This window comes from Bradyrhizobium ingae, from assembly GCF_055791185.1.
This window is the reverse complement of record NZ_JBVUBB010000030.1, coordinates 65428-92364: the sequence shown is the minus strand read 5'-3', so window position 1 is coordinate 92364 and position 26937 is coordinate 65428. Positions and strand designations below refer to the sequence as shown.

Genomic DNA, 26937 nt, shown 5'->3' with positions numbered 1-26937 from the left:
ATGAGCGCCCTGCCCTCGCACCCTGCCCCGTCCACTGCCGCATGGCTGCGGACGCTGCTGGCCAGGCCGGTCCCGGCCGTGATGGGCGTGCTCAACGTCACCCCGGATTCCTTCTCTGACGGCGGGCAGTTCATCGCGGCCGCCGAGGCACTGGCGCGGGCGCGCACCATGATCGCCGACGGCGCCGATATCATCGACATCGGCGCAGAATCCACCCGGCCCTACAAGGGCGCCCAGCCGGTCACGGCGGAGGAGGAGCTACGGCGGCTGAGGCCGGTGCTGGCGGAAGTGATCGCACTCGGCGTGCCGGTCTCGATCGACAGCATGAAGTCGGAGGTCGTGGCCTTTGCGCTGGACCAGGGCGTCGCGATCGCCAACGACGTCTGGGGCCTGCAGCGCGATGCCGGCATGGCGGCGGTCGTAGCGGCGAAAAAAATCCCGGTCATCGTGATGCACAACCGCGATAGCGTCGATCCAGCCATCGACATCATGCAGGACATGATGGCGTTCTTTCAGCGCTCGCTCGAAGTCGCGGCGCAGGCCGGCATCGCCGAGAGTTGCATCGTGCTCGACCCCGGCATCGGCTTCGGCAAGACGCCGGAGCAGAGCATGACAGCGCTCGCGCGCCTCAACGAGCTCAGCGCCTTCGGCCTGCCGGTGCTGGTCGGCGCCTCGCGCAAGCGCTTCATCGCATCCGTATCACCGTCGGAGCCGCAAGAGCGGCTAGGCGGCTCGATCGCCGCCCACCTCATCGCCGCGCAACGCGGCGCACGGATCATCCGTACCCATGACGTCGCCGAGACCCTGCAAGCCCTGCGGGTCGCCACCGCCATTGAGAGCAAGCCATGACCGATACCATCTTCGTCACCGGCCTCGTGATCCATGCCCGCCACGGCGTGATGGAGCATGAGACCGAGGTCGGCCAGCGCTTCGTCATCGACCTCGAGCTCTACGCCGATCTCCAGGAATCCTCGCGCACCGACCGGCTCGCCGACACCGTCTCGTATGCCGAGGTGGTCGCGACCACGACGGCGGCGTTCAAAAACACGAATTACAGGCTTTTGGAGCGCGCGGCCGGTGCAGTGGCCGATGCCATCCTGTCGCATTTTTCGCGCATCCGTGCGGTGAAGGTCACCGTGCACAAGCCGCATGCGCCGATCGCCGCCATCTTCGATGATGTCGGCGTGGTACTGACGCGCTCGCGGCACCCAAACCATGGCTAGTGGCCCGATTCTGACGTTCGCAGAAGGAAGCTCGGCAAATGGAGAGCGAACGTCAAATCCGGTCCGCTAGCGTGCTCATCGCCTTGGGCGGCAATGTCGGCGATGTCCGCGCGACATTCCGAAAGGCGATCACCCACATCTGCGGCATGGCGCAGGCGTTGCTGGTCGCGCGTTCCTCTGACTACACGACGCCGCCCTGGGGGGACGAGGATCAGGCCCCTTTCGTCAACGCCTGCATCGAAATCGAGACCAGCCTCGATCCGCACGCGCTCTTGTTCGTGATGCAGAAGGTCGAGCAGAAATTTGGTCGGACCCGCGACAAGGAGCGCCGTTGGGGACCGCGCACGCTCGATCTCGACCTGATCGCCTATGACGATGTGTCCTTGCAAACGCCGGAGCTGACGCTGCCGCATCCGCGCCTGTTCGAGCGCGCCTTTGTGCTGGTACCGCTCGGCGAAATCGCACCCGATCGCATGATTGGCGGCATCCGCGTGCGCGACGGGCTCGCCAGCGTCTCAACGCAGGGAATCGAGCGGCTTTCGGATACCGGCTAGCCAAAAACAACCGTTTGCAGGGACGGCCGGCCGTGGCAATTTCGTCCCCCAAACGAAAGTGTCCGGGAGTTTCCTGCCGAATGACCGCCGCAACTGACGATCTGCCGCTGGCAGCGGACTTCCCGCAAGCGAGTCACGAGGATTGGCGCAGGCTGGTCGATGGTGTGCTGAAGGGCGCGCCGTTCGAAAGGCTCGTCGGCAAGACGTATGACGGGCTGACGATCGATCCCCTCTATCCGCGCGCCAAGGATGTCACAGCCGTGGTGGGGCGGCCGGCGGCCGCGCCCTGGCAGATCATGCAGCGGATCGACCATCCCGATGCAACCGAGGCCAATATGCAGGCGCTCACGGATCTGGAGAACGGCGCGACAGGTCTGGTGCTGGTGTTTGCGGGCGGCAACGGCAGCCACGGCTTTGGCCTGGAACCGACGGCGGACGCGGTCGCAAAGGTTTTGAAGGACGTTCAGCTCGATGCCGGCATCGGCATCGAGCTTCAGGTCGGGCCGCAATCGCGGATGGCCGCGATCCATGTTGCCGAATACGTGAAGAGCAAGGGCATCGATCCCGCCGCCTGCGACATCCGCTTCGGCCTCGATCCGCTCGCGGCCTGCGCCGTCTGGGGTCACAGCCCCTACGCCTGGGAGGAGATCGTTCCCGCGGTGACCTCCGGGATCAAGGGCCTTGCGGCGCTCGGCTTCAAAGCGCCGTTCGCCTCCGCCGACGGACGCGTGATTCATGATGCCGGCGGATCGGAGGTGCAGGAGCTCGCCTTCGTGCTCGCCTGCGGCGTTGCATATTTGCGCGCGATCGAAGGCGCCGGCGTTCCCCTGGAGCAGGCACAAGGCATGGTCTACGCGCGGCTCGCGGCCGATGCTGACCAGTTCCTGACCATGGCAAAGTTCCGCGCGCTGCGGCTGTTGTGGGCGCGCATGGAACAGGCCTGCGGCTTGACGCCGAAGCCGCTGTTCATCGCCGCCGACACTGCCTGGCGCATGCTGACGCAGCGCGACCCCTACGTGAATATGCTGCGCGCGACCATGGCGACGTTCGCTGCAGGCCTTGCCGGCGCCAATGCCGCCACCGTGCTGCCGCACACGCTGGCGCTCGGGCTTCCCGACGCATTCGCGCGGCGCGTGGCCCGCAACACGCAGCTCGTACTGCTCGAGGAGAGCAATCTCGCAAAGGTCTCCGATCCCGCCGCGGGCGCGGGCGGCATCGAGGCGCTCACGACACAGCTTTGCGAGGCTGCCTGGACCCTGTTCCAGGAAACCGAAAAAGCTGGCGGCGCGTTTGCCGCGCTTCAGCAAGGCCTGATCCAGAGCAAGGTCGCCGCAACGCGCAAGGCGCGCGAGGCCAACATCGCAAAGCGCCGCGACGTGCTGACGGGCGCCAGCGAGTTTACGAATCTGCAAGAGAGCGACGTGGCCGTGCTGCCGGCGACACCGGTCGCGCTTGCACCTTATGGCGAGAAAAAGTTCAAATTTCAGGCGCTTGCACCAATCCGCCTTGCGGAACCTTTTGAGGCGCTGCGCGATCAATCCGACGCCAAGCTGAAGGCAACCGGCGCGCGGCCAAAGGTGTTTCTGGCCAATCTCGGCACGGCCGCCGATTTCACCGCACGGGCAACCTTCGCAAAGAGTTTCTTCGAGGCCGGAGGGATTTTGGCCGTCGACAGTGAAGGCTTTGCCGATCCGGAAGCGCTTGCAGCCGCCTTCAAGGCATCGGGTGCTGAGCTCGCCTGCCTTTGTTCCAGCGACAAGGTCTACGCGGCCCGTGCTGAAGCCTCGGCCACGGCCCTGCAAAGCGCCGATGCGAAGCATATCTATCTGGCAGGCCGGCCGGCCGAGAACGAGGCAGGCTTGCGCGCAGCCGGCGTCAGTGGGTTCATCTTTGCAGGCGTCGATGCCCTCGCCACGCTGCAAGATGCCTATCGACGGATGGAGAAGGCATGACCGAGACGAGCAAACCCGTTCTCACAGGCGGCTGCCAATGCGGCGCGGTCCGCTTCGCCCTGGCGGCCGCGCCGAACAAGGTCAGCATCTGCCATTGCCGGATGTGCCAGAAGGCGAGCGGCGCACCGTTCGCGTCCTTCGCCGATATCAACAAGACGGATTTTACCTGGACCAAGGGACAACCGTCGTTCTTCCGTTCATCGACCATCGCCCAGCGCGGCTATTGCCCGGCCTGTGGAACGCCGCTGAGCTTTGGCCGCATCGACGGCGAGCGGATCGAGATCATGACCGGCGCCTTCGACCGCCCGGATCACGTAGTGCCGACGCGGCAATATGGCACCGAATCCCGGCTCGGCTGGGTCGTCGGAATCGCAAACCTGCCGAGCCAGACCACGCAGCAGAATTACGGGCCGGAGAAGATGGCGACCATCGTCAGCCATCAGCATCCGGATCATGATTGAGGGCCGCGCGATGAGCCGCATTCCGAACTTCGCCGATGTCGCCTTTGAGCGAACCGCAACCACCGCGCCGACCGGCAGCGCCGAGCCGTGGCTGACCCCCGAGGGCATTCTGGTGAAGCCCGCCTATGGCGAAGCCGATCTCGTCGGTCTCGACTTCCTCGATACGTACCCTGGCATAGCGCCGTACCTGCGCGGCCCCTACCCCACCATGTACGTCAACCACCCCTGGACCGTCAGGCAGTATGCCGGCTTCTCCACGGCGGAGGATTCCAACGCCTTCTATCGTCGCAACCTAGCTGCCGGACAGAAGGGCCTTTCGGTCGCCTTCGATCTCGCGACCCATCGCGGCTATGATTCCGATCACCCGCGCGTCGCCGGCGACGTCGGGATGGCGGGTGTCGCCATCGATTCCATCTACGACATGCGCACGCTGTTTGCCGGCATTCCGCTCGATCAGATGAGCGTATCCATGACCATGAACGGCGCGGTGCTGCCGATCCTCGCGCTCTATGTCGCAGCCGCCGGTGAACAGGGCGTGGCGCCGGAAAAGCTCTCGGGCACCATTCAGAACGACATTCTGAAAGAGTTCATGGTGCGCAACACCTACATCTATCCGCCCGCGCCCTCGATGCGGATCATCTCGGACATCTTCGCCTACACCTCGCAAAAGATGCCGAAATACAATTCGATCTCGATCTCCGGCTATCACATGCAGGAGGCCGGGGCGACGCAGGATCTCGAACTCGCCTATACGCTGGCCGACGGCGTCGAATATCTGCGTGCGGGGCTTGCCGCGGGCCTCGACGTCGACCGCTTCGCGCCGCGCCTGTCGTTCTTCTGGGCGATCGGCATGAACTTCTTCATGGAAGTCGCCAAGATGCGCGCCGCGCGGCTGCTTTGGGCCAAGCTGCTCAAGCCGTTTGGCCCGAAGGATCCGCGCTCGCTCTCGCTGCGTACGCATTGCCAGACCTCCGGCTGGTCGCTGACCGCACAGGACGTCTTCAACAACGTGATGCGCACGACGGTGGAGGCGATGGCCGCAACGCAAGGCCACACCCAGTCGCTGCACACCAACGCGCTCGACGAAGCGCTCGCGTTGCCGACCGACTTTTCCGCGCGCATCGCTCGCAATACGCAGCTCTTCCTTCAGCAGGAAAGCGGCACCACCCGCATCATCGATCCCTGGGGCGGCTCCTATTATGTCGAACGGCTGACGCGCGATCTCGCCGCGAAGGCCTGGGGCCATATCCAGGAGGTCGAGGAGCTCGGCGGCATGGCCAAGGCCATCGAGGCCGGCGTGCCGAAGCTGCGCATCGAGGAGGCGTCCGCCAAGACACAGGCCCGGATCGATGCAGGCAAGCAGGCGGTGATCGGCGTCAACAAGTACAAGCCGTCAGATGAAGCGCCGATCGAGATCCTGAAGGTGGACAACACCAATGTCCGGCGTTTGCAGATCGACAAGCTGGCGCGGCTCAAATCCGAGCGCAATCAGAAGGACGTCGAAGTCGCGCTCGCCGCGTTGACGCGCTCGGCCGGCGAAGGCAACGGCAATCTGCTCGCGCTCGCGATCGACGCGGCGCGCGCGAAAGCAACGGTCGGCGAAATTTCCGACGCGATGGAGAAGGTATTCGGCCGCCACCGCGCCGAGATCAAGTCCATCACCGGCGTCTACAAGCGGGAGGCGTCCGCCATGGGCAGCCAGGTTGAAAAGGTGCAGGCGCTGATCGACGCCTTCGAGGAGGCGGAAGGCCGCCGTCCGCGCATTCTCGTCGCCAAGATCGGTCAGGATGGCCACGACCGCGGGCAGAAGGTGATCGCGTCGGCCTTTGCCGATATCGGCTTCGATGTCGACATCGGGCCGCTGTTTGCCACCGCCGATGAAGCCGCGCGCCAGGCGGTCGAGAACGACGTTCACATTCTCGGCGTCTCCTCGCTGGCCGCCGCGCACCTCACGGCGGTGCCGGAATTGAAGGCGGCGCTGAAGAAGCACGGCCGCGAGGACATCATGATCATCGTCGGCGGCGTGGTGCCGCCGCAGGATTACGAAGCGCTCCATGCAGCCGGTGCGGAAGCGATTTTCCCGCCGGGCACCGTGATCGCGGATGCCGCCGCGGAGCTGATCCAAAAGCTCAACGCCCGGCTCGGCCACAGCGCCGCGGCGGAGTAGATCGACGAGGCTGACGGCTTTCCGGCAGAGAACCAGAACGCGCCTTGCCGCAACCAACCTTCACGATCGGGTGTCCGCCCGGCGCGTTCTGCGTCGGTTCATCTTGTGGCACTTATGTCATGGCGCGGTCATGCCGGCAGCGTTTAAAACAAACATGAATTCATGGGTACTGAAGTGACATACCATTGTGCAACTGCGGGCGCAGGGCGGTTCTTGCATATGATCGCGATCCTTTCAGCCGTCGCGATGGCCTCGCCGTCACATGCGGCTGATCCCAAGCCCGATGCGATTATCAAGAACAGGACCATCGAAGCCCGCGTGCTGCTCGACGACCAGATCAAGGCCGACCCGGCGCTCGCTGCCGATTGCCTCGCCGAGGGCAAGAAGTGGCTCGAGAAGAATGCCGCTGATGCCGCCGCCTCGCGCAAGCAGGATCCGCAGTTCTTCCAGAACGGGGGCTGGGATTTCGAGCGCAAATACACGATCCGCTCGGTGGTTGCCGACCGCTATGTCAGCCTGATCCGCGCCGATTACATGGACACCCACGGCGCGCATCCGAATTCCGGCGTCGACACCATCCTGTGGGACAAGGCGCAAGCCAAGCGTATATCGATCCGCCCGTTCTTCAGCGAGACCGCCGACAACGGCGCGACGATGAAGGCGATGCAGAAGGCCGTGATCGCCTCGCTTCGAATCGAGAAGAAGAAGCGCGATGCGGGCGAAACGGCCACCAACGAATGGTTCAAAGGCATCGAGCCGAGCCTGCTCAAGATCGGCGCCGTGACGCTCGCGCCTTCAACCGAAGCGGGCAAGAGCTCCGGTCTCACCTTCCACTATTCGCCCTATGCAGTCGGCCCCTACGCCGAGGGAGAATATGTCGCCTTCGCACCGTGGGAGACCCTGAAGCCTTATTTGACGCCGGAAGGCGCGCGGATTTTCGGTGGCGCGCGACCGAAGGGCGACGAAGACAACGGGCAGTGATTCGTCGCGGCAAGAGCGCAGCGTTGCTCACAGCGCAACTGGTCCGGCCGGCTTGCCGCGCTGGTGCAAAGCTGCCAAAACTGTCGCAATAGACGGGGCGCCGACGTTACAGGCACCGCTGGAAGGTCCTCATGTCTGCCATCACGCGCCGCGCCTTCGCGGCATCGTCTGTCGCCGCCGCTCTTGGACTGAAGCGCGCACGCGCGGAGACCTATCCGGCCCGACCCGTGACATTGATCGTGCCGTGGGGCGCGGGCGGCGCCACGGATGCGACTGCGCGCATTCTCGCGGGGATGCTGGAGAAGGAACTCGGTCAACCTTTCAACGTGGTCAATCGGGTCGGCGGCTCAGGCGTCATCGGCCATACCGCGATCGCAACTGCCACTCCCGACGGCTACACGATCGGCATGCTGACCGTGGAGCTCACCATGATGCACTGGCAGGGGCTCACCGACCTGACGCCGCGGAGCTTCACGCCCCTTGCCATGATGAATGAGGACGCGCCGGGCATCCAGGTTTCGTCCTCCTCGCCTTACAGGACCGCCAAAGAATTGGCCGTGGCCATCAAGGACGCACCGCTTGGCAAGTTCATTGCGTCAGGGACGGGTCAAGGCGGCATCTGGCATCTCGCCCTGATCGGCTGGATGCAGGCGATGGGACTGCCGGCCAACCAGGTCGCCTGGGTCGCTTCGAACGGTGCCGCTCCCGCAATGCAGGATCTCGCGGCTGGCAACATCGATCTCGCCACCTGCTCGGTGCCCGAGGCGCGCCCGACCATTGAGGCCGGCAAGGTGCGCAGCCTTGCTATCATGGCGCCGGCGCGCAACCCAGTTTTCCCGAACGTGCCGACGCTGAAAGAAGCGATAGGGGTCGACTATTCGACCGGCGGCTGGCGCGGCATCGGCGGACCCAAGGGCCTGCCTCCGGAGATCGCGGCCAAGCTTACGACGACGGCGAAGAGGATCTTCGACTCCACGGAGTTCAGGGCCTTCGTCGCCAACCGCGGCTTCGGCTTGGCGTGGCGCGATGCCGCCGAGTTCGCCGACTTCATGGACAAGGGCGATGTCCAGATGGGCAAAGCTATGAAAGCCGCCGGCCTCTCCAAGTCGTGACGTGTCGAGCATGGCAACGCCTGCTGCCTTGATGCCGGCTCTGGCCCTCGCCTGTCCCGCCCGGCCGTTGTAAAGCAGGGCATGATTCAGAAGAAGGCTTCGCTCGACGTCAAAGCCCTCGCCCCGGACGTCCGTTCCGGCAGCCGCGCGGCCCTCGCCCGCGCCATCACGCTGGTCGAGAGCCGGCGCAGCGACCATCAGGCGGCCGCCCGCGAACTGGTGCAGCAATTGCTGCCGGACACTGGCAAAGCGGTTCGCGTCGGCATCACCGGCTCGCCCGGGGTCGGCAAGTCCACCACGATTGATGCACTCGGCACCCATCTGATCTCGCAAGGCCATAAGGTCGCCGTGCTCGCAGTCGATCCGTCCTCGGCGCGCAGCGGCGGCTCGATTCTCGGCGACAAGACACGCATGGCGCGGCTCTCGGCGTCCGATCACGCCTATATTCGCCCGTCGCCGTCATCGGGCACGCTGGGCGGTGTCGCTGCCAAGACGCGCGAGGCGATGCTGCTTTGCGAGGCCGCCGGTTTCGACGTCGTGCTGGTCGAGACCGTCGGCATCGGCCAGTCGGAGACCGCGGTCTGCGACATGACCGATTTCTTCCTCGCATTGATGCTGCCAGGCGGCGGCGACGAATTGCAGGGCATCAAGAAGGGCCTGGTTGAGCTCGCCGACATGATCGCGATCAACAAGGCCGACGGTGACAACCTCAAGCGCGCCAACATCACCGCCGCCGACTATCGCGGCGCGCTGCACATTCTCAGCCCCCGCTCCGAGCATTGGCATCCGCCTGTCGTGACTTATTCGGCGCTGACCGGCAATGGCATTGCCGAGCTCTGGCAAAAAATCCTCGATCATCGCAAGGCGATGAGCGCGTCGGGCGATTTCGTCCAGCGCCGGCGCGAGCAGCAGGTGAAATGGATGTGGTCGATGCTGGAGCAGCGCATGCTGTCCCGGCTGCGCACCGAGGCCTCCGTCCGCGCCAGGGTGAAGAAGATCGAGGCCGAGGTGGCCGATGGCCGCGTCGCGCCGGCGCTCGCCGCCGAGCACATCATGGAGCTCCTGCAATGAGCGGCAAGCTTCGTGTCCTCCTCACCGGTTTCGGTCCGTTCCCCGGCGCGCCCTATAATCCGACACAGCCGCTGGTCGCGCGGCTGTCGCGGCTGCGCCGCCCCGCGTTCGACGGTGTCGAGCTTGCGACCCACATCTTCCCGGTGACCTATGCCGCGGTCGACCGGCAATTGCCGGAGGTCCTCGCAAGAGTGAGGCCCGATGCGCTTCTGATGTTCGGCCTCGCCGCACGCACCTCATACCTGCGCATCGAGACCCGCGCGCGCAACGCCGTCACCATGCTGTGGCCCGATGCCGCCAATACCCGTTCCCGCAAAGGCGCGATCGCAGCGAACGCAGACGCGATGTCATTCGGCCCGCACACTGCAAAGCTGCTGCGGGCTGCGCGATTGAGCGGAATCGACGCGCGGGCCTCGCGCGATGCCGGCGCCTATCTCTGCAACTACCTGAGCTGGCGCGCGATCGAGAGCGTGAATGCCGGCGGGCCGAAGCTTGCGGCGTTCATCCACATCCCGCTGCTGGCACGCAGTGGCGCGTCGCGACGCAAGGGAGCCCCGCGCATCGCGCTGGAGGAGTTGGTCGACGCCGGCGAAGCGATGCTGATGGAGATGGTGAGATTAGCGCGGCATTTAGCGAATTCGTAGGGTGGACAAGGGAGCGCATGCGACGTGCCCACCACTTCTGCATCCCCGGCGATAAAAGAGGTGGGCACGGCGCGCGAACAGCACGCCTTTGCCCACCTTACGGCACCGTCCTTGGGTAAACATTTAACCCTACCAGCAACAATCGTCAGGCGGCTGGCCGCCCTGCCCCATTTCTGCGCTACCTAACGCTCGCGGATGCGTCCCGCGTCCGCCGGAGGACGCGTTATGGAGCTCAATCGCCGTCATCTCATTGGAGCTTCCACCGCCGGCATCGCCGGTGCGCTGGCCATGCCTGTCGATGCAGCACGCGCGGCACCCCTGACGTCCGCGCTGGGGCGCGACGCCACGCAGTATGGCGTCCGGCCCGGCAGCAACGAGGACCAGACGCGCGTCCTGCAACGCGCCATTGATGAAGCAGCCCGCGCGCAAGCGCCGCTGGCGCTGCCACCCGGCACCTACCGGACCGGATTGTTGCGACTTCAGAGCGGCTCGCAACTCGTCGGCGTGCGCGGCGCGACGAAGCTCGTCTTCACCGGCAGTCCCTCCATGGTCCTCAGCGAAGGGGCTCATTCGATCGGGCTCACCGGCATCACTCTCGACGGTGGCGGGATCGCGTTGCCGACGCGGCGCGGCCTCATCCACTGTCTCGGCGGACGCGACGTCCGCATTCTCGATTGCGAGATTGCGCGCTCCGGCGGCAGCGGAATCTGGCTCGAACAGATTGCCGGCGATGTCTCCGGCAACATCTTCACCGACATCGCCGTGACGGCCGTCGTCTCCTTCGATGCCAAGGGTCTGATCGTCTCGCGCAACACGATTTTGGGCACCAACGACAACGGCATCGAGATCCTGCGCACGGCGATCGGCGATGACGGCACACTGGTTGCCGACAACCGGATCGAGGACATCAAGGCCGGCCCTGGCGGCTCCGGGCAGTACGGCAATGCCATCAATGCCTTCCGCGCCGGCAACGTCATCGTGCGTGGCAACCGCATCAAAAATTGCGACTACTCGGCGGTGCGCGGCAATTCGGCCTCCAACATCCAGATCTCCGGCAACAGCGTCAGCGACGTGCGCGAGGTCGCGCTCTATTCGGAGTTCTCGTTCGAAGCCGCGGTGATCGCCAACAACACGGTCGACGGCGCGGCTGTCGGCATCTCCGTGTGCAATTTCAACGAAGGCGGCCGCATCGCGGTGGTTCAGGGCAACATCATCCGCAACCTGATCCCGAAGCGCCCCATCGGCACCGCGCCCGATGACGATGCCGGCATCGGCATCTATGTGGAGGCCGACACCTCCGTCACCGGCAACGTGATCGAAAACGCGCCGTCCTACGGCATCGTCGCCGGCTGGGGCAAATATCTGCGCGACGTCGCGATCTCGGGCAACGTGGTCCGCAAGACCCTCGCCGGCATTGGCGTGTCCGTCGTGCCCGGCGCCGGCACTGCTCTCGTCAACAACAACATGATCTCCGAGACCCCGCTCGGCGCCATCGTCGGCCTCGACCACGCGCGAACGGTGACGACCGATTTGTCGGCTGACGGCGCCCAAAGGTTTGCGCAGGTGGTGGTCGGCGGGAATGCGGTGAGGCGATAGGCACGGCCGTAGCTCATAGACTGTTGACAACACGCACGCTGCCGTCATCCTGAGGTGCGAGCCGCGCGGTGCAAAGCACCGCGCGGAGAGCCTCGAAGGATGACGTTGTGGGCATCTACGTCTACATGCTGAGATGTGCGGATGGCTCCTACTACATTGGAAGCGCCACCGGCGAAGACACGTCCAAGCGGTTGATGAGCATAACGCCAGCGTTCATCAGGGATATACCTATTCGAGGCGACCAGTCGTTCTGGTGTGGTCGGAGTATTTCGATCGCATTACGGATGGCATCGCGACCGAGCGACAGCTCAAGGGCTGGAGCCGCGCGAAGAAGGAAGCGCTCATTCGTTCAGACTGGAAAGCTGTGAGCCATTTCGCGCAACGACGCGGAGGCGCGCCGAGGCCCAAGAAGTAATATCCGATTGGATACAGCCGGGCCGTTCATCCTTCGAGGCTCGCCATGCGGTGCGTGGCACCGCATGGTTCGCGCCTCAGGATGACGGAGCTAGAGAGACGCTCCAACTCTTGGGAGCGCCGCCACCTAAAACGCGTTCCGCAGCAGCGGATATTTCGCTTCGATGCCATCGAGGCTGAAGGTGAATTCGATCACGCGTTCGGGGATTGCGGCCGCTAGCTCGGGGGCGATCGAGGGTTCGGCGATTTCGGCGAGCGGTTCGGGCATGCTGGTGAGACCGACCGGCACGATCGTCTCCGGCACGATGTGGACGGCCTTCGGCTGCACGGTCTGGGCGTGCTCGCGCCTCACCGTTTCGCGTGACAAAGCCGCCGGCGACCAGCCTAACGCGAACGTCCCGACAGGACTCATCGCGGGCACGTCGGCACCGTCGGCGAGCGCCCGCCATGTCTGCACGGCGCGCTTGGCTTCTTGGATGTTTTCGAGAAAAGCAACTTCGGAGTGATAGCGGCGCCAGCGTCCGGTCTCGAACATTTCAGTGAGATGTTCCAGCCGCTGCTCGGCGAGTGCGCACCAGCGCTCCGCGATATCGCGGCCGCAAGCCACGCCTTGGCGATGTGTCATGAACCAGCCCGTCAGGAGAGAGCCACGGACGCAGGACGCAACACAGACGAATCAATTTAGACGTGACGGGATTATTTTGTGGAAAAGTTTTGACTTGTCCAGCGACGGCGCAAACTTCGGGGCAAAATTCCGTAGTCGTGCGGAGATTTTGCGGGCTTTGCTCGTCAAGCCCCACACAAGCATGACGGTCCTGCAGCGAAAAGCGCGAGTCGGTCGCAAACAATCGTCAGCGGTGACTCAACCGGGGGCTGAACAGAACGCGCTTCGAAGATCGAAAGCCCCAAAAAGAAAAGACCCGTCCGGGGGGACAACCGGACGGGTCAAGCCATATGGGCGCTTGGGGTGGATGGGCGCTCGCGCCTGATATGACTGATGGGGAGGGATGACCGCTCCCACATCATTTGGTCGTGGCACAGGGCCGAACGTTCAAAATACGCCGCGTGAATTTTTAACCTTCGCAGGTCCGCGCCCGCTTGCCGACAACTATCGCGCGGCCGGTCTATCCGCTTGAGAAAGCGCGGATTTATCGCCGGCACCGGAAAGCGAGGGTTGCTCCAGCGCGCGTGTTCCGGGCTCTTCGCGACGTTCCGACGCATCTTCACGTTTTGTTGTCCCCGGCACTGCCGCAACCGGCGTCGAACCATCGACGGCAACTGCCATGACCGCGGCATAAGCATCGGCCTCTCCGTCGCCGAACAGATCATCGCGGCCCGGCGTTCCCAAGTCGCGGGCGGTTTTTGCGAGCGTCAGGCGCAGCGCCTCCGGCTTCAAGGCGTAGTTGCGCGCCAGAAGCAGCGCGGCGACACCGGAGACGTAGGCCGCCGAAAAGGAGGTGCCCGACGTCATCTGGTATTTGCCGTCCGGCGCCGGAAGGAAGATGTCGACGCCGGGCGCGGCGAGTGCGATGTGGCTGCCGCGATTGGAGGCGGTAAACAGCTTGTCCTGCGCATCGGTCGCGCTGACCGCGATCACGTTGGGATTGGCCGCCGGATAAAGCGGCGGGGATTTCGCGCCGGCATTGCCGGCCGCAGCAACCAGCAACAATCCGCGCGCGGCAGTCGCCGCGATGGCGCGCTCGATCACCGCATCCTTGGGACCGGCAAAGCTCATATTGACGATCTGCGCGCCGTGCTCGACGGCGTAGTTCAGCGATCTCAGGATCACGTAGGATGAGCTCTCGGCGCCTCCCGTGGTGCCGCCGAAGGCGCGGATCGCGATGATGCGCGCTTCGGGCGCGCTCCCCATCAGACGTGCATGTGACACGATCGCCCCGGCAATGCCGGTGCCGTGGACGTGCGGCCCTTCCTTGCTGCCGAGCGCGTCGAAATTGTCGGCGATCGAGTTGGCAAGCTCGGGATGGCTGACGTCGATCCCGGAATCGATCACCGCGACCGTGACGTTTGCGCCATGCACCAGCATATGTGCCTCCGGCAGGCGGAGCTTTGCCAGCGCATATTGCGCGGGGTCGCCTTCGGCAGGCACCCCCGCCTTCTGGTCCTGGAGCATGTAACGGAAATTCGGCTGTACCGAGCGTACGCCGTTCGCAGCAGAAAATTCGCGGCGCACGGTGTCGTAGGGCCGGCCGTCGGTGATGCGGAACAGCCCGATGGTGGCGCCGATCAGCGGAAAGCTTTCCGTCGTAATGCGGGTCAGACCGTGGCTGCGCGCAAGCGCGTCGGCCTCGGCCGTCGAAAGGTTGCTGTCGAGCTCGGCCACGAACTCGTTGGTGAAACTACGCGACGTGGTGGCGACCTGGACCGCATTGCGGCCGGAATTGCCGGCGCCCTTCTTGCCCGATTTACCCGAACCGCCGCCGGCTGCATTCGCCTGGTTCAGACATTCGCCGTCGGCATCGCGATAAGGCCCGCTACAGGCCGGATAGAGATTGGGCGAATAGCGTACGTAAGGGAGCACCGGAGTCGGGGCCGTGCGCGCCGTCAGCCGGGGCGTCACCCTGGGTCCGCGATCGACGCTGGTCACCGCCCGCCCGGTGACGACGGGGCCGGCGCGCCCCGTCACCGTCGAGCTGATGGTCGGCACGCGAGAGGGAATATTGATCGTTGGCGTGCGCATGATCGCCTGCGCGTGCACGACCTCGCCGCCGAACGCTCCGAGCAGGAGAACCGCGCCTACCGACGAAGCCCAGGCACCTGCTCTCGACACGCTTTCGGACTTACGCGTCATGACCTCAGGCGCTTAAGGCGCCGCCACGGCGAGGTTGACGATCTTCTCGCGCTGCATCCTGCCGACCAGCGCGGCGAGCTCATCGTTGTTCATCGCCTTGTTGAACTGGAGGCGGAACATGCCGCCCTTGGCACCGTCGACGATCGAGGCCTGGTAGGTGTCGAGCAGCGTGGTGATATCAGCAACCCGTGCGTCCGGCGTGAACCGCACCAGCGCATGCGCTGAAGCCGCACGCGAGGCCCCGAGCTCGCGCGTGATCGGCGCGTCCGTAGAGAGCGAGGCAGTCTGGAAGGTCGAGTTCTGGTTCGTCACCAGCACGGCCCCGATGACACCGGCCTGCAGCAGCAGCGCGATTGCGCCGAGGCTCGCCGACCAGGCAAGCGTGCGTGGCGACAGGCTTGCGAAGAAGGTGGAGATGCGCGTCGAGAGCGACACCGCACCGGGCTCGCGCGCGGGTTCCGCGTCGATCGCGGCGAACAGCTTCTGCATCGCGCGGGCCGACGGGGCACCGAGGCTCTCGTTGAGATGAATGGTCCCTTCGTATTCGCCGCGGATCGCGGCGTACTGCCTGGCCAATTCAGGATCGCGGGCGAGCGCGTCCTCGACCCGGCGTGCGTCGCGCGGGTTCAGCGTGCCGGCGGCATGCCATGGCAGCAGCATCTCAATTTCACTGGGCTCTTGCTCCAGCATCTTCTTGCTCAATGCCATCATGGCCAGCCTCGTTCAACACCGGCTGCCTTGAGCAGCTCGGCCAGTTTCTTGCGCGCATAGAACAAGCGCGTCTTCACTGTGTTCTCCGGTATGCCGACGATTTCGGCCACTTCTTCCACGGACTTCTCGTGGTAGTAGACGAGATCGACGATTTCCCGATGTTCCGGCGACAGTGCCGTCAAACACTCTCGCAACGCTTCACTGGTATCCTTCTTCTGCACCGCCGTTTCCGGATCGTCGGACTGATCCTCGATCGCGTTGGCGGCCTCTTCGTCCAACTCAAGATCCTTCCTGCGCCGAAGCGCAGACAGGGCCTTGAATCGGGTGATTGCCAGCAGCCAGGTGGAAACAGCGGATCGCCCCTCGAACTTTCCGGCCTGACGCCAGACGTCGAGAAACACCTCACTGATCAGGTCCTCAGCGACCTGCTCATCGCGCACGAGCCGGAGCCCGAAGCGATAGACCCTGACATGATGCCGCCCGTACAGCACCTGCATGGCGAGCCGGTCGCCTTGGGCGATCCGGGCGATCAGGACTTCGTCCGAAGCCGCCTGTGTCACGCTCAAAGGCCGTCTCGCAAAGTTGGTCGGGTCGAAACGGCAGGCGGTTCGACGGGTGGCGCAAGATTCTTCAGTCTACCGCAGTCGTACGGGGACGTGTGTGATGTACCCCACACACGCATGTATTTCTGCAGCCCTTGAGGGCACGCCAAAAATGGTAACATAATACTATTACTTTTCCCTGCGGAGCGCCCTCAGGCGCGGCCCGATCTTACCAAGCCTCGATCCATGACGCAGCCTCGTGCAGGCCGGCCAATTGACTGTATTTCTGGACCTTAATCGTTGACCGTATTTGTGGGCCAATACTGGCCCATTCCCTGGCCTATCGCCGACAATCCCTAATCGCTCGCTAATTTCCGTGTCGGATCAAGGCCCTTACCCGGCCGGCCGGCCCAGATTCGCATCGCAAGGATACCAAACCTAAAGGCTTGCCACGTAGATTTTTGGACTGACATTCACCAATGGCAGGTTCATGAGCACGGCCGCGACATCCATCCCGGAGCGGAATGCCGCAGAGGTCGCGGATCTCGTCCTGTCTTCCGACCAGGCCGCGCCTGAGGTCGTCGCACGCCGCATGCGGCAGCGGCGCCAGATGTATGTCGGCCAGGCCGCGAGCTACTCGCTCGGTGCATCCGTCCTGCTGATCTACGCCTATGGCGGCGCGGTCTCGATGATCGTGCCGTCGATGTTCTGGCTCGGCGGACTGATGATCATCGGCAGCTTCGCCGTGCTGTCGGAGGCCGGCGTCGGCGAGCGCTACAAGGACCACTACCTCACCGTCTTCCAGATCTCGGCGCATATGGCGCTCCAGCTCATCTTCCTGATGGCGGTGCCGACGATCGGGGTCGCCTTCATCAGCGTGCTGTTCCTGATCTTCGCCTTCGGCACGCTGCGCATGACCTCACAGCAGGCGATGCTGACCTGGGCACTCGCCACCGTAGGGCTCGGCTTCGTCTTCCTGATCTCCGACCTGCCGATCGGCCTGCCGGTGACGAGCCGGCTCGAGCGCCTCGCATCGATGATGTGCTTTGTCCTGGTGATCGGCCAGTGCGCCTTCCTCGGCCTGTTCGGCAGCACGCTCCGCAAGATCCTGTATCGGCGGAGCATCGAGCTGAAGGCCGCTTATCGGCGCATCGAGGAACTCGCCGAGCTCGACGAGCTCACCGGCTCGCTCAACCGCCGCTCGATCATGCGCGCGCTCGATGAGGAGATCGCTGGCGCGCGCGAGGCAAAAACGCCCTGCTCTGCCGCACTCATCGATCTCGACTGGTTTAAGCGCATCAACGACGTCCACGGCCATCCGATCGGCGACGAGGTGCTGCGCACCTTCGCCATCACCATCTTCGCCAATATCCGCCCCAGCGATCGCTTCGGCCGTTACGGCGGCGAGGAGTTCCTGCTTTTGATGCCGGACACGTCGGGCGAGGCCGCCGCGCGCATGCTCGACCGCCTGCGCATGATCGTGGCCGAGCTCGACTGGAGCGCGTTTGCGCCCGCCATGCATGTGACGATTTCCGCGGGCGTCGCAGCGCTGCGCGACAGTGATAATGCCGACACATTTCTCGCGCGCGCCGACAGCGCGCTCTATTCCGCCAAGGCGCAAGGACGCAACCGCACCGCGACCAGCTGACCAATCCATTTTTGTCCGGCAGCTCCGAAAGAACTGCCGGACCAAACGCTCCAGGACAGGGCCATGAGATCGAAACCCGCCAAAGACTCCACCAAGGTTTCCGAAAATCTGCTCGACGAATTGCAGGCGACGCTGTCCCACGGCACGGTTGCGCGCCGGGTCGAGACGCTGCGCCGCGTCACGGATCTCTTCATCAACAGCGCGGTGGACTATTCCGACGACCAGGTCGCCGTGTTCGACGACGTCTTCCAGTGCCTGATCGACCATATCGAGACCTCGGCCAAGGTGCTGCTCGCCGAGCGCCTCGCACCGATCCACACGGCACCGGCCATGACCATCCGCACGCTCGCGCTCGATGATGTCATCGACGTCGCCGGCCCCGTGCTGTCGAAGTCGGAGCGCCTGGACGAGGCGACCCTGATCGAGATCGCACGCAGCAAGAGCCAGGCACATCTCAAGGCCATCTCGATGCGCCGCGTGCTGTCCGACGCGCTCACCGACGTGCTGGTGGCGCGCGGCAATGACGAGGTGGTGCAGTCGACAGCCAAGAATCCCGGCGCGAAATTCACGGAGATGAGTCTCACCGAGTTGGTCGGACGCGCCGAACGCGACGACGACCTCGCAACTTGCGTGGGCCTGCGCCCGGATCTGCCGCGCCATTACTATCTGAAACTGATTGCGAAGGCCTCCTTGAGCGTGCGCAGGAAGCTCGATGCCGCCAATCCCGGTCAGTCCGACGCGGTGCTCGGCGCGGTCCACGAGGCGGCCCAGCGCGTACGGGCGGCAACCATGACGCGGCAGACCGAAATGGCGCGGGCACTGGTGAAATCCCTGTTCGAGGACGGCCGTCTCAACGAGCACCAGGTGACGGCCTTCGCCGAACAGGGCAAGTTCGACGAGGCCAATGCCGGACTTGCGGCGCTTGCGGGTGTACCGGTTGCGATCGCCGAGAACATGATGATCGAAAGCCGCACCGAGGGTGTAATGATCCTCGCCAGGGTTGCCGGCATGTCATGGTCGAGCGTGCGCGCGATCATCGCGATGCGCGACAAGCTGTCCGGCGGCGATCCGACCGACTTGCTGAGCGCGCGCGACACCTACGAGGGTCTGCGCACCTCGACCGCGCAGCAGGTGCTGCGCTTCCACCGCATGCAGCAGAGCACGGCGCCGGCGTAGCCGGCGCTAGTACTTCAGCACTTTTGAGCCGACCACCGCACCGATCGCTGCGACGAGCCCGGCGGCGAGTGTGTACCAGGTCGCCACGAACAACGGCGAGTCGTCGGTGCAGTGCGAGGCATAGAGCGTCGCCGCCAGCCCCGCCGACAACAGGCCCGCGAGCGCGCCGGCAAGCGCAGGCCGCGACGGCGCGCCGTGACGCAGGCCGAACAGCGCGCCCGCGAGCAGCGGCAGCGACATCGCGGGAATCGCCGACAGACACACTCTCGAATTCTTGCCGACGAGACGCATCGTCATCGGCATCGCAGGCGCCATCATCATCTCGCCGCCGATCGCGACCGCAAGCAATGCCACGGGGAATAGCAGCAGCCAGCCCCAGCCGCGCATCAAGGCCTCGGGCCGTGACAGATGCAGGCTGATCGCGATCGCGGGAATCGCGAGCGACAGCGTGACCGCGAACTTCATGTCGAAGAACGGATTGTGCATCGCGCTCATCACGTCCGGCCTCACGCCGAGGAAGGTAGCGAAGATCAGGATTGAGAGCGGTGCGGCCACCAGCAGCGAAAGCGCCAGCACGGCGCCCACCTTCGGCGCGCGATGAGCGTTGTCGGCCGCGAGCGTGCGAATGAGTTGATCAGTATCCATCTCATCTGTCTCGCAGTTTGGCGGTAAGCGCGGCCAGCCCCCGATGCAGCGCGACGCGTACCGCGCCTTCGCTCATCGACAACTTTGATGCAGTGTCCCTGATCGAGGTGCTGTCGACTGCAATCGACTGCAACACGTCGCGCTGGCGCTGCGGCAGCGTGGCAAGCTGGGCCGCGACCTCGCCTGCGGACGCCGTCTCCTGCGGCGCCTCGCCCGGCAAAGTCTCGGCGAAATCGTCGATATTGACGAAGATCCGCCTGCCCCGTCGCCTCAGGGCGTCGATCAGCTTGTTGCGTGCGATTGCGAACAGCCAGGGCGCGAAAGGCGCTTCGCTGTCCCAGGTATGCCGCTTCAAATGCACCGCCAGCAAAATGTCCTGCACGATATCCTCGGCTTGATCGGGAGGCTGGCCGGCCCGCGCGAGGCCACGCCGGGCGGCAGCCCGGAGCACCGGCGTGACCGCCTTCAGCAGGCGATGATACGCCGCATCATCCCCTGCCATGGCCGACCGCATCAGGCCGGTCCATTCGTCCTCACGTTCGCGCACGCGCGCCCCTCACACGGCAATTCGGCCGCTCTTTCAATTTGTTACGCTGGCCGCGCCTGATCACGAAATCGTGATACCATGACAACCGTCGCGTCGCCCCACGGTCCGGTCCCGCCGGCAAGCCCGGCAGGCTCATAACACCGTTCGGTCCGCGTCGCACTCGCCAAGCCGGCCGCATGCGCCGGATTGCCCCGTTTTCGCCCGCTCAAACCCGAAGATTCCCATTTTCTGCCGCGCTGTGGTCATCTCCCGGGGGCTGTGTTCGCTCCGGGCGGGCACATTGGGGAGATCGTCAAAATGATCAGAGCCAGCGGGCTTGTCGCTTTCGTTCTGAGCGCCGGACTTTTTCTGTTATCCGGCGGCGCCTCGCAGGCAGCGCCGACCGCGTCCACGTCGGACAATACCGACGGCGCGACCAAATCGGCCGAGACCGTCACACCAGCCAAACACCGGCGTCACTCCGCCCGTCACCACACTAGCAAAACAGCGGAGAAGTCGTCCGACGACAAAACCGCCAAGAGCACCGCAAAAGACACGGCAAGCACAGCGCCCGGTGATACCGCCGCGCCGGCCTCGAGCACGATGCCGCCATCGGTCGCCAACGCCAATGCGCAGTTCGCCTCTGCCGATACACCGACGGCCGCGGCAGCCACCGCCATGACGTCGCGGGCCAATGACAACGTGCAGGCCGCGGCCGATCAGGCGACCGCCGCGCGGGCGTCGGACAGCCAGATGGCCGCATCGGATCAGCCGGCCGATGCCACCCAGCAGCCGGACAATCCGCCCGCGCAAAAGACCGTCGTTGCGGCAACCGACGCACAGCCGCGCCCGGCTCCGGTGATGGCTGCCGCGAGCAACGAAAACTCGGCCTGGGACCAGAGCTCGCTGATCGGCAAGATCTTCATCGGCGTTGGTGCACTCCTGACGCTGGCCTCGGCCGCGCGCATGCTCATGGCCTGAAGCCCGGCTTGATTCTTGGACTGAACCGGTTCCCCGGGATGCGCGGCTCACGCGTCCCGCCGGACGCTTTCGCCCTCTTGAAGCGCACCCCGCCAGCGGGCACATTGCCCGCCGAAATCGAAAAATGCGTGGGTGGAGCATGAGCACGTTCGAGCACATCATCGTCGAAAGCAAGGGTGCGGTCGGCATCATCAAGCTGAACCGCCCGAAGATGCTCAATGCACTATCCTTCGGCGTCTTCCGCGAGATCGCCGCCGCCGTCGACGATCTGGAGGCCGATGAGGCGATCGGCTGCATCGTCGTCACCGGCAGCGAGAAGGCATTCGCCGCGGGCGCCGACATCAAGGAGATGCAGCCGAAAGGCTTCATCGACATGTTCTCGGAAGATTTTGCCGCGATCGGCGGTGACCGTGTGGCGCGCTGCCGCAAGCCTACCATAGCGGCTGTGGCGGGCTATGCGCTCGGCGGCGGCTGCGAGCTTGCGATGATGTGCGACATCATCATCGCCGCCGACACCGCGAAATTCGGCCAGCCCGAGATCACGCTTGGCACCATTCCCGGAATCGGCGGCACGCAGCGCCTGACGCGCGCGATCGGCAAGTCCAAGGCGATGGATCTCTGCCTTACCGGCCGCATGATGGATGCAGCGGAAGCCGAGCGGAGCGGCCTCGTCAGCCGTGTGGTGCCCGCCGACAAGCTGATGGACGAGGTGATCGCGGCCGCCGAGAAGATCGCCGCGATGTCGCAGCCTGCCGCCGCAATGGCCAAGGAAGCAGTGAACCGCGCCTTCGAGACCACGCTCGCCGAGGGCATGCAGGTCGAGCGCAACCTGTTCCACGCCACCTTCGCGCTGGACGATCGCTCGGAGGGCATGGCCGCCTTCATCGAGAAGCGCAAGCCGCTGAACAAGAATCGGTAAGGCTGGTGTAAGGCTCGCCATGCCTTGGCGAAAAATCCTGTGACGTAGCTGCAACAAGCACGGATTTCATGGGACATTGACCCGCGGCAGTTTGCCTGCGGGACCGGCGCTGGTTAAACAGGTAAGAGGGCCGCCGTCGCTGGGGGCGGACAGCCGGGGTTGTTACGGGATCGCATGAACGGGCGTGCCGCCAGAACTGGCCGCGTGGGGACGCGGCGTCGATCAGGCGTGGGTCATGTCCTTGTCACATGGGCCGCGCTGACGGGCGCCTGCGCCCTCCCCAGAGCGGCGCTGGCCGAAGCGCTGCCGGAAGCCTTGGCAAAAGCCTATCAGACCAATCCGCAACTCAATGCCGAGCGGGCGCGCCAGCGCGCCACCGACGAGAACGTGCCGCAGGCGCTTGCGGGCTACCGGCCCCAGATCGTGGCAAGCCTGAGCGCCGGCCTGCAATCGGTGCGCAACCTGCTTCCGGACAACACCATCCAGACCGCAACGCTCAAGCCCTGGACCATCGGCGTCACCGTGACGCAGACCCTGTTCAATGGTTTCCGCACCGCCAACAGCGTGCGCGTCGCCGAGTTGCAGGTGCAGTCCGGCCGCGAAGCCTTGCGCAATGTCGGCCAGGGCGTGCTGCTTGATGCCGTCACTGCCTACACCAACGTGCTCGCCAACCAGTCGCTGGTCGAGGCGCAACGCTCCAACGTCGCATTCCTGCGCGAGACGCTCGCCGTCACCCAGCGCCGGCTGAACGCGGGCGACGTCACGCCAACCGATACTGCCCAGGCCGAGGCACGCCTCAACCGCGGGCTTTCCGATCTCAACGCCGCCGAAGTCGCGCTTGCCATCAGCCAGGCAACCTACGCCCAGGTGATCGGCAATCCGCCGTCGCAGCTTCGGCCCGCCGAGGTCGTCGATCGCTATCTGCCGCGGAGCCGCGAGGATGCGCTCGCCATGGCGATCCGCGAGCATCCGGCGGTGATGGCGGCAGGCTTCGACGTCGACGTCGCCTCCACCAATATCCGCGTCGCCGAAGGCGCGCTGCTGCCGAGCGCCAACGTGCAGGGCAGCGCCAGCCGCAGCCGCGACTCGGACCAGACGCTAGGCACCTTCGCCACCGACCAGGCCTCGATCGTCGCCAACGTCACCGCGCCGATCTATGACGGCGGCCAGGCCGCGTCGCAAACCCGGCAGGCCAAGGAGGTCACCGCGCAAAGCCGCCTCGTGCTCGATCAGGTGCGCAACCAGGCGCGCACCGCCGCGACCAGCGCTTGGGTTGCGAACGAAGGCGCCAAGATCGCGGTCTCGGCCTCCGAGTCCGAGGTGAAGGCCGCGACTGTCGCCCTCCAGGGCGTGCAGCGCGAGGCCGCCGGCGGACAGCGCACCACCGTCGACGTGCTCAACTCGCAAGCCGACCTGATCCAGGCCAAGGCCCGCCTGATCGGCGCATTGCGCGACCGTGTCATTGCCTCCTACACGCTGCTCAGCGCGGTCGGCCACCTCGACGTCAAGACCCTGAGTCTCAACACGCCCGACTATCTGCCCGAAGTGCATTACCAGCAGGTGCGCGATGCCTGGCACGGCCTGCGTACCCCGTCGGGACAGTGAGTCCGGCGGGCTCCCCGAAATATCGAAAACAACCCCATGCAAAGTAGAACGGCCTCGCCGGGCAGGATTGTCGCGTCGGGCAAATCGGCCGCCAAATATCCATCCTGAGCGAGACGCGCAATCGCGCTTCGCTTCAACGCCAGATCAACTCGCGCTAGAGTAGCGGTCTACTGTCGACCGACTCATCTCGCGAGGCCATTTGATCTCCAAAATCTTTCGTGGTGCGGCCAGGCTGTGCGGTGCCCTTTTGCTGCTGGTGGTCGCTGCGGTCATCGCATTCCGGCTGGCGGCGGCTTTTCGCGAGACCGCAGGCCGCACCGATCTCGCGCCGTCGAGCGGGCATTGGGTGACGACACGCTCGGGCGACGTCTTCATTCAGGAGAAGGGACCGCTTTCGGGAATCCCTGTCGTGCTGTTTCACGGCACCGCGGCCTGGAGTGAATTGTGGCGGGCGACCAGCGATGCGCTCGCAGCCGGTGGTTATCACGTGATCGCGCTGGATCTGCCGCCGTTCGGCTTCTCCGATCGGCCAGGCGGCTACACGCGACAGGATCAGGCCGAGCGCGTCCGCGACGTGCTCGAGAAGCTCAATGCGGCGCCCGCGATCATCGTCGGCCATTCCTTCGGCGCGGGTGCTGCGACCGAGCTGGTGCTGCGCTTCCCGGCACGCGCCCGCGCGCTGGTCTTGGTCGATGCCGCGTTGGGGCTGACGGCTGAGCCGTCCGATCCACCGGCGGTGCTGGGTCCGAAATGGCTTCGCGAAATGCTGGTGTCGCTGACGGTCACCAATCCGCTTGCGACCAGGATGCTGCTGCAATCGCTGATCGCAAGGAAGGACCGCGCCTTGCCCGAATATGTCGAGATCCTGCAACGGCCGCTGACACGCCAGAACTCCACATCGGATATTGCGGACTGGCTCTATTATTTCACAGGCGCGGACCGCGGCGCGATGAGCGCTGATCGCGCCGCCTACACTCAGCTCAAGCAGCGCGTTGCGATTCTCTGGGGCGAAATGGACACCGTGACGCCGCTCGCGCAGGCGCGCGACTTGAACGCTCTGTTGCCCCAGGCGCATCTCGCTCTGCTGCCCGGTCTCGGTCACATTCCGCAGATCGAGGATCCCGGCCAGTTCAACGACGCCCTGCTCAAGGCGCTCGGGACACTCTAAACTCGAACGAGATTCGGACTTACCGGAGGGATCATGGACGTCATCCGATTGTGCGCCTTTGGCTATGCTGCGCTGCTTGGTTTTGTGATCCTCACCGGTTACATCCCCGCCTTCATCGACCAGAACGACATGATCTTCGGCCTGTTCCGCCGCACCTGGTACGCCGACGGCCTGCATCTCGTCTCCGCGCTGTGGGCGCTCGCCTCGGCGCTGACCTCGCGCCGCGCATCCGAACTGTTCTTCCAGCTCTTCGGCGTGTTCTATTTCGCCGACGGGGTGCTCGGCCTCCTCACCGGCAGCGGCTATCTCGATTTCGGCATCCTCATCAACGGCGTGCTGAACCTGCCCCTGTCGACCCGCATCTTCGCCAATGCGCCGCATCTCGGCCTTGGCGGGCTTGCCATCCTGATCGGCTATCTCCTCGCGCCGCGCACGCGACCGGCCCATGCCTAAACAACCTGCGTTTAGGAGGCTTGGCCGCATCATCCTTGCTCTCCTCGCCCTGATCGCCGTCGCGATCCTGGGGCCACTCGCCTATATCGAGGGAAGCTGCCAGCCCGCGACCGAAGCGGCATCAGCCACGACACCGGCAGCGGCGCTGCCGCCGATCGGCGAAAAGGGCTATCGCCGACCGCTCGACAACACCTACTTCACCTTCCCGGAGTGGTACATCGTCTATTCCTTCGAGGATTTTGGCCGCTTCCTCGAGCGGTCCAGCGAGAGCCATTTCGGCTATTTGCGCCACATCCTCGGTTTCTGGCGCAGCTTCTGCACGATCAACCGCGCAGTTCCGGCGAGCGCTGAATCGCGCTTCGATGTGAAGATGATGATCTACGTTATCGGCATCAGCTACTCCACCGAATACGCGATCAAGGGACTTTACGAGAACACCATCGGGCGCGCCTTCGAATGGATCAGGGGCGAGAAGCTCACGCCGCAGGATGAATATGCCCGCACGGTACTGCAGGACTATGCTGCCTTTCTCTACACCATTCCCTGGTACAAATATCCGTTCAGCGACACGCTGAACGGACTGTGGGCGATCTCGGCGCCGACACCGAGCAAGCTGCGCACATGGGAGCGCGACTTCGTGCTCGGCACCGAATATTTCATCAAGATCGGCTATGCCGCCGCGATCCAGAAGGCGCTCGATGCCAGCGACGACGACGAGCCGCGCGACATCATGTTCGTGGTCGCAACGCTGCCGCAGGACGTGCTTGGCTCCGAGCCCCGCATCACCTTGGTCCGTACGCTGTCGCCGGACTGGCAGCTTGTGCAGGCGCCGCGCTACAAGGCGCTGAGCGAGATCCTGAACAAGCTGCTCGACGGCGGTCACCGCCTGGCCGAGATGGCCGGCAATCGCGAGATCCTCATCACAGTGATCGCGCCGAAAGGGACGGCTCTCGATATTCCCGACACCACGGAACTGTTTTCACTGGATCTGGACGCCAAACCCGGCTTCCGCAGAGCCGGCCTTAAGGCTAGGATCGATCGGCTCGTCGAGATCAAGCGCGAGCTGACGACGAAGGGTGCGAGCCTTGAGCACTTCTACGACTATTAGCCCGACAACGCCGCGGCCGCTCCGCAGGATCGCGTTTGCGGTCTCACTCGTCGTCACGGGCTGGCTTGCGCTCGTCGTTGCCCTCACCTTTGGTGCCGCGCCCGGCCGCTCGCTGGCCGTGATCGGGCCGCAGACGCAGGCAATCGCGGCAATTGCGAAGGCCGACGGCCGCGTGCTGGCGTCGAACGCCTATGTCACCATCGCGCGATCCAATGCAGCGGATTTCGTCAGCCGGCTCTACGCCGCCGGCGCCCTGCTCGTGCTCGATGCCGAGCAGGCCGGCGGCTGCAACGGGCTCGCGCCGAAGCGAAGCTGACGCGGCCCGGGGTCTTGGTGCTTTCGGGGCAAAGCGGACATGAGCCAGCGGACAACCTGCGCTCAGTCGGGCGAGAATGGACCCGAAGCGGACATCGTTGACGAGCTTGGAATAGTGCGCCGATACGACCGTTTGTTCGCTATCTCCTTAAGACC

The 26937-nt window shown here is 64.8% G+C and carries 26 protein-coding genes and 1 pseudogene; 21 read left to right on the top strand and 6 right to left on the bottom strand.

Going from position 1 to position 26937, the window contains the following annotated elements; genetic code table 11:
* The 12 genes and pseudogenes from folP to ACV1FX_RS31265 all read left to right on the top strand — a co-directional run bounded on the left by folP (window position 1) and on the right by ACV1FX_RS31265 (window position 12176).
* Window positions 1-849 (top strand): dihydropteroate synthase, encoded by an 849-nt coding sequence (gene folP, locus ACV1FX_RS31320; RefSeq protein WP_473121416.1) that lies wholly within the window; start codon window positions 1-3, stop codon window positions 847-849.
* Entirely contained in the window at window positions 846-1223 is a 378-nt protein-coding gene (gene folB / locus ACV1FX_RS31315; RefSeq protein ID WP_473121396.1) for a dihydroneopterin aldolase, read from the top strand. Before folP ends, folB begins: the two co-directional genes overlap by 4 nt.
* A gap of 38 nt (window positions 1224-1261) precedes the next feature.
* Entirely contained in the window at window positions 1262-1777 is a 516-nt protein-coding gene (gene folK / locus ACV1FX_RS31310; protein ID WP_473121395.1) for a 2-amino-4-hydroxy-6-hydroxymethyldihydropteridine diphosphokinase, read from the top strand.
* A gap of 80 nt (window positions 1778-1857) precedes the next feature.
* Window positions 1858-3729, top strand: coding sequence for a methylmalonyl-CoA mutase family protein (locus ACV1FX_RS31305; protein ID WP_473121394.1), 1872 nt, complete (start codon window positions 1858-1860; stop codon window positions 3727-3729).
* Complete coding sequence (locus ACV1FX_RS31300) at window positions 3726-4190, top strand: GFA family protein (protein ID WP_473121393.1); 465 nt, start codon at window positions 3726-3728, stop codon at window positions 4188-4190. Before ACV1FX_RS31305 ends, ACV1FX_RS31300 begins: the two co-directional genes overlap by 4 nt.
* Window positions 4191-4200: 10 nt before the next feature.
* Window positions 4201-6357, top strand: coding sequence for a methylmalonyl-CoA mutase (scpA, locus tag ACV1FX_RS31295; protein ID WP_473121415.1), 2157 nt, complete (start codon window positions 4201-4203; stop codon window positions 6355-6357).
* Window positions 6358-6576: 219 nt separating this feature from the next.
* A complete protein-coding gene (locus ACV1FX_RS31290; protein WP_473121392.1) occupies window positions 6577-7338 on the top strand; it encodes an RsiV family protein in 762 nt (253 codons plus the stop codon).
* 131 nt (window positions 7339-7469) lie between these two features.
* Window positions 7470-8450, top strand: a complete 981-nt coding sequence (locus tag ACV1FX_RS31285) for a tripartite tricarboxylate transporter substrate binding protein (protein WP_473121391.1) — start codon at window positions 7470-7472, stop codon at window positions 8448-8450.
* An 81-nt stretch (window positions 8451-8531) separates the two neighbouring features.
* Entirely contained in the window at window positions 8532-9521 is a 990-nt protein-coding gene (gene meaB / locus ACV1FX_RS31280; RefSeq protein WP_473121390.1) for a methylmalonyl Co-A mutase-associated GTPase MeaB, read from the top strand.
* A complete protein-coding gene (locus tag ACV1FX_RS31275) occupies window positions 9518-10165 on the top strand; it encodes a pyroglutamyl-peptidase I (RefSeq protein WP_473121389.1) in 648 nt (215 codons plus the stop codon). The genes meaB and ACV1FX_RS31275 overlap by 4 nt, the downstream gene beginning before the upstream one ends.
* A gap of 225 nt (window positions 10166-10390) precedes the next feature.
* Window positions 10391-11761 (top strand): TIGR03808 family TAT-translocated repetitive protein, encoded by a 1371-nt coding sequence (locus ACV1FX_RS31270; RefSeq protein ID WP_473121388.1) that lies wholly within the window; start codon window positions 10391-10393, stop codon window positions 11759-11761.
* 107 nt (window positions 11762-11868) lie between these two features.
* Window positions 11869-12176, top strand: a pseudogene (locus ACV1FX_RS31265) (GIY-YIG nuclease family protein).
* A gap of 126 nt (window positions 12177-12302) precedes the next feature.
* On the opposite strand, the gene ACV1FX_RS31260 reads toward ACV1FX_RS31265, so the two are convergent.
* The 4 genes from ACV1FX_RS31260 to ACV1FX_RS31245 all read right to left on the bottom strand — a co-directional run bounded on the left by ACV1FX_RS31260 (window position 12303) and on the right by ACV1FX_RS31245 (window position 16261).
* Complete coding sequence (locus ACV1FX_RS31260; RefSeq protein ID WP_473121387.1) at window positions 12303-12800, bottom strand: TIGR03809 family protein; 498 nt, start codon at window positions 12798-12800, stop codon at window positions 12303-12305.
* Between the two features lie 483 nt (window positions 12801-13283).
* Window positions 13284-14984: a S8 family serine peptidase gene (locus ACV1FX_RS31255; RefSeq protein WP_473121386.1), complete on the bottom strand. Its 1701-nt coding sequence runs from the start codon at window positions 14982-14984 to the stop codon at window positions 13284-13286.
* A gap of 12 nt (window positions 14985-14996) precedes the next feature.
* Entirely contained in the window at window positions 14997-15695 is a 699-nt protein-coding gene (locus ACV1FX_RS31250; RefSeq protein WP_473121385.1) for a hypothetical protein, read from the bottom strand.
* Window positions 15692-16261, bottom strand: a complete 570-nt coding sequence (locus tag ACV1FX_RS31245; RefSeq protein ID WP_473121384.1) for a sigma-70 family RNA polymerase sigma factor — start codon at window positions 16259-16261, stop codon at window positions 15692-15694. Before ACV1FX_RS31245 ends, ACV1FX_RS31250 begins: the two co-directional genes overlap by 4 nt.
* 466 nt (window positions 16262-16727) lie before the next feature.
* Here ACV1FX_RS31245 and ACV1FX_RS31240 point away from each other — a divergent pair, with 466 nt between their 5' ends.
* Both ACV1FX_RS31240 and ACV1FX_RS31235 read left to right on the top strand, forming a co-directional pair.
* On the top strand, window positions 16728-17885 hold the full coding sequence (locus ACV1FX_RS31240) for a GGDEF domain-containing protein (RefSeq protein ID WP_473121383.1): 1158 nt from the start codon (window positions 16728-16730) through the stop codon (window positions 17883-17885).
* Between the two features lie 63 nt (window positions 17886-17948).
* On the top strand, window positions 17949-19061 hold the full coding sequence (locus ACV1FX_RS31235) for a DUF2336 domain-containing protein (protein WP_473121382.1): 1113 nt from the start codon (window positions 17949-17951) through the stop codon (window positions 19059-19061).
* A 6-nt stretch (window positions 19062-19067) separates the two neighbouring features.
* Here ACV1FX_RS31235 and ACV1FX_RS31230 read toward each other — a convergent pair whose 3' ends face one another.
* Window positions 19068-19706 (bottom strand): NrsF family protein, encoded by a 639-nt coding sequence (locus ACV1FX_RS31230; RefSeq protein ID WP_473121381.1) that lies wholly within the window; start codon window positions 19704-19706, stop codon window positions 19068-19070.
* Window position 19707: 1 nt separating this feature from the next.
* Window positions 19708-20253 (bottom strand): sigma-70 family RNA polymerase sigma factor, encoded by a 546-nt coding sequence (locus ACV1FX_RS31225; RefSeq protein ID WP_473121380.1) that lies wholly within the window; start codon window positions 20251-20253, stop codon window positions 19708-19710.
* Between the two features lie 297 nt (window positions 20254-20550).
* Between ACV1FX_RS31225 and ACV1FX_RS31220 the strand changes: the two genes are divergently transcribed.
* From ACV1FX_RS31220 to ACV1FX_RS31190, 7 genes are all read left to right on the top strand, one after another.
* On the top strand, window positions 20551-21213 hold the full coding sequence (locus ACV1FX_RS31220) for a hypothetical protein (RefSeq protein WP_473121379.1): 663 nt from the start codon (window positions 20551-20553) through the stop codon (window positions 21211-21213).
* Window positions 21214-21352: 139 nt separating this feature from the next.
* On the top strand, window positions 21353-22132 hold the full coding sequence (locus ACV1FX_RS31215) for an enoyl-CoA hydratase (RefSeq protein WP_473121378.1): 780 nt from the start codon (window positions 21353-21355) through the stop codon (window positions 22130-22132).
* A gap of 174 nt (window positions 22133-22306) precedes the next feature.
* A complete protein-coding gene (locus ACV1FX_RS31210; RefSeq protein ID WP_473121377.1) occupies window positions 22307-23737 on the top strand; it encodes a TolC family outer membrane protein in 1431 nt (476 codons plus the stop codon).
* A gap of 199 nt (window positions 23738-23936) precedes the next feature.
* Window positions 23937-24905, top strand: a complete 969-nt coding sequence (locus ACV1FX_RS31205; protein ID WP_473121376.1) for an alpha/beta fold hydrolase — start codon at window positions 23937-23939, stop codon at window positions 24903-24905.
* A 33-nt stretch (window positions 24906-24938) separates the two neighbouring features.
* Window positions 24939-25358, top strand: a complete 420-nt coding sequence (locus ACV1FX_RS31200) for a hypothetical protein (RefSeq protein ID WP_473121375.1) — start codon at window positions 24939-24941, stop codon at window positions 25356-25358.
* Window positions 25351-26466 (top strand): hypothetical protein, encoded by a 1116-nt coding sequence (locus tag ACV1FX_RS31195; protein ID WP_473121374.1) that lies wholly within the window; start codon window positions 25351-25353, stop codon window positions 26464-26466. The genes ACV1FX_RS31200 and ACV1FX_RS31195 overlap by 8 nt, the downstream gene beginning before the upstream one ends.
* Window positions 26444-26782: a hypothetical protein gene (locus ACV1FX_RS31190; protein WP_473121373.1), complete on the top strand. Its 339-nt coding sequence runs from the start codon at window positions 26444-26446 to the stop codon at window positions 26780-26782. The genes ACV1FX_RS31195 and ACV1FX_RS31190 overlap by 23 nt, the downstream gene beginning before the upstream one ends.
* The last annotated feature ends 155 nt before the right edge of the window (window positions 26783-26937 follow it).

What these genes read in the sequence shown, in the direction of transcription:
- ACV1FX_RS31285 (WP_473121391.1), top strand. Translation starts at nt 7,470, where the DNA reads ATGTCTGCCATCACGCGCCGCGCCTTCGCGGCATCGTCTGTCGCCGCC.
- folP (WP_473121416.1), top strand. Translation starts at nt 1, where the DNA reads ATGAGCGCCCTGCCCTCGCACCCTGCCCCGTCCACTGCCGCATGGCTG.
- ACV1FX_RS31300 (WP_473121393.1), top strand. Translation starts at nt 3,726, where the DNA reads ATGACCGAGACGAGCAAACCCGTTCTCACAGGCGGCTGCCAATGCGGC.
- meaB (WP_473121390.1), top strand. Translation starts at nt 8,532, where the DNA reads ATGATTCAGAAGAAGGCTTCGCTCGACGTCAAAGCCCTCGCCCCGGAC.
- ACV1FX_RS31290 (WP_473121392.1), top strand. Translation starts at nt 6,577, where the DNA reads ATGATCGCGATCCTTTCAGCCGTCGCGATGGCCTCGCCGTCACATGCG.
- ACV1FX_RS31235 (WP_473121382.1), top strand. Translation starts at nt 17,949, where the DNA reads ATGAGATCGAAACCCGCCAAAGACTCCACCAAGGTTTCCGAAAATCTG.
- ACV1FX_RS31200 (WP_473121375.1), top strand. Translation starts at nt 24,939, where the DNA reads ATGGACGTCATCCGATTGTGCGCCTTTGGCTATGCTGCGCTGCTTGGT.
- ACV1FX_RS31215 (WP_473121378.1), top strand. Translation starts at nt 21,353, where the DNA reads ATGAGCACGTTCGAGCACATCATCGTCGAAAGCAAGGGTGCGGTCGGC.
- ACV1FX_RS31220 (WP_473121379.1), top strand. Translation starts at nt 20,551, where the DNA reads ATGATCAGAGCCAGCGGGCTTGTCGCTTTCGTTCTGAGCGCCGGACTT.
- ACV1FX_RS31240 (WP_473121383.1), top strand. Translation starts at nt 16,728, where the DNA reads ATGAGCACGGCCGCGACATCCATCCCGGAGCGGAATGCCGCAGAGGTC.
- ACV1FX_RS31255 (WP_473121386.1), bottom strand. Translation starts at nt 14,984, where the DNA reads ATGACGCGTAAGTCCGAAAGCGTGTCGAGAGCAGGTGCCTGGGCTTCG.
- ACV1FX_RS31230 (WP_473121381.1), bottom strand. Translation starts at nt 19,706, where the DNA reads ATGGATACTGATCAACTCATTCGCACGCTCGCGGCCGACAACGCTCAT.
- ACV1FX_RS31210 (WP_473121377.1), top strand. Translation starts at nt 22,307, where the DNA reads ATGAACGGGCGTGCCGCCAGAACTGGCCGCGTGGGGACGCGGCGTCGA.
- ACV1FX_RS31270 (WP_473121388.1), top strand. Translation starts at nt 10,391, where the DNA reads ATGGAGCTCAATCGCCGTCATCTCATTGGAGCTTCCACCGCCGGCATC.
- folK (WP_473121395.1), top strand. Translation starts at nt 1,262, where the DNA reads ATGGAGAGCGAACGTCAAATCCGGTCCGCTAGCGTGCTCATCGCCTTG.
- scpA (WP_473121415.1), top strand. Translation starts at nt 4,201, where the DNA reads ATGAGCCGCATTCCGAACTTCGCCGATGTCGCCTTTGAGCGAACCGCA.
- ACV1FX_RS31275 (WP_473121389.1), top strand. Translation starts at nt 9,518, where the DNA reads ATGAGCGGCAAGCTTCGTGTCCTCCTCACCGGTTTCGGTCCGTTCCCC.
- folB (WP_473121396.1), top strand. Translation starts at nt 846, where the DNA reads ATGACCGATACCATCTTCGTCACCGGCCTCGTGATCCATGCCCGCCAC.
- ACV1FX_RS31305 (WP_473121394.1), top strand. Translation starts at nt 1,858, where the DNA reads ATGACCGCCGCAACTGACGATCTGCCGCTGGCAGCGGACTTCCCGCAA.
- ACV1FX_RS31250 (WP_473121385.1), bottom strand. Translation starts at nt 15,695, where the DNA reads ATGATGGCATTGAGCAAGAAGATGCTGGAGCAAGAGCCCAGTGAAATT.
- ACV1FX_RS31195 (WP_473121374.1), top strand. Translation starts at nt 25,351, where the DNA reads ATGCCTAAACAACCTGCGTTTAGGAGGCTTGGCCGCATCATCCTTGCT.
- ACV1FX_RS31260 (WP_473121387.1), bottom strand. Translation starts at nt 12,800, where the DNA reads ATGACACATCGCCAAGGCGTGGCTTGCGGCCGCGATATCGCGGAGCGC.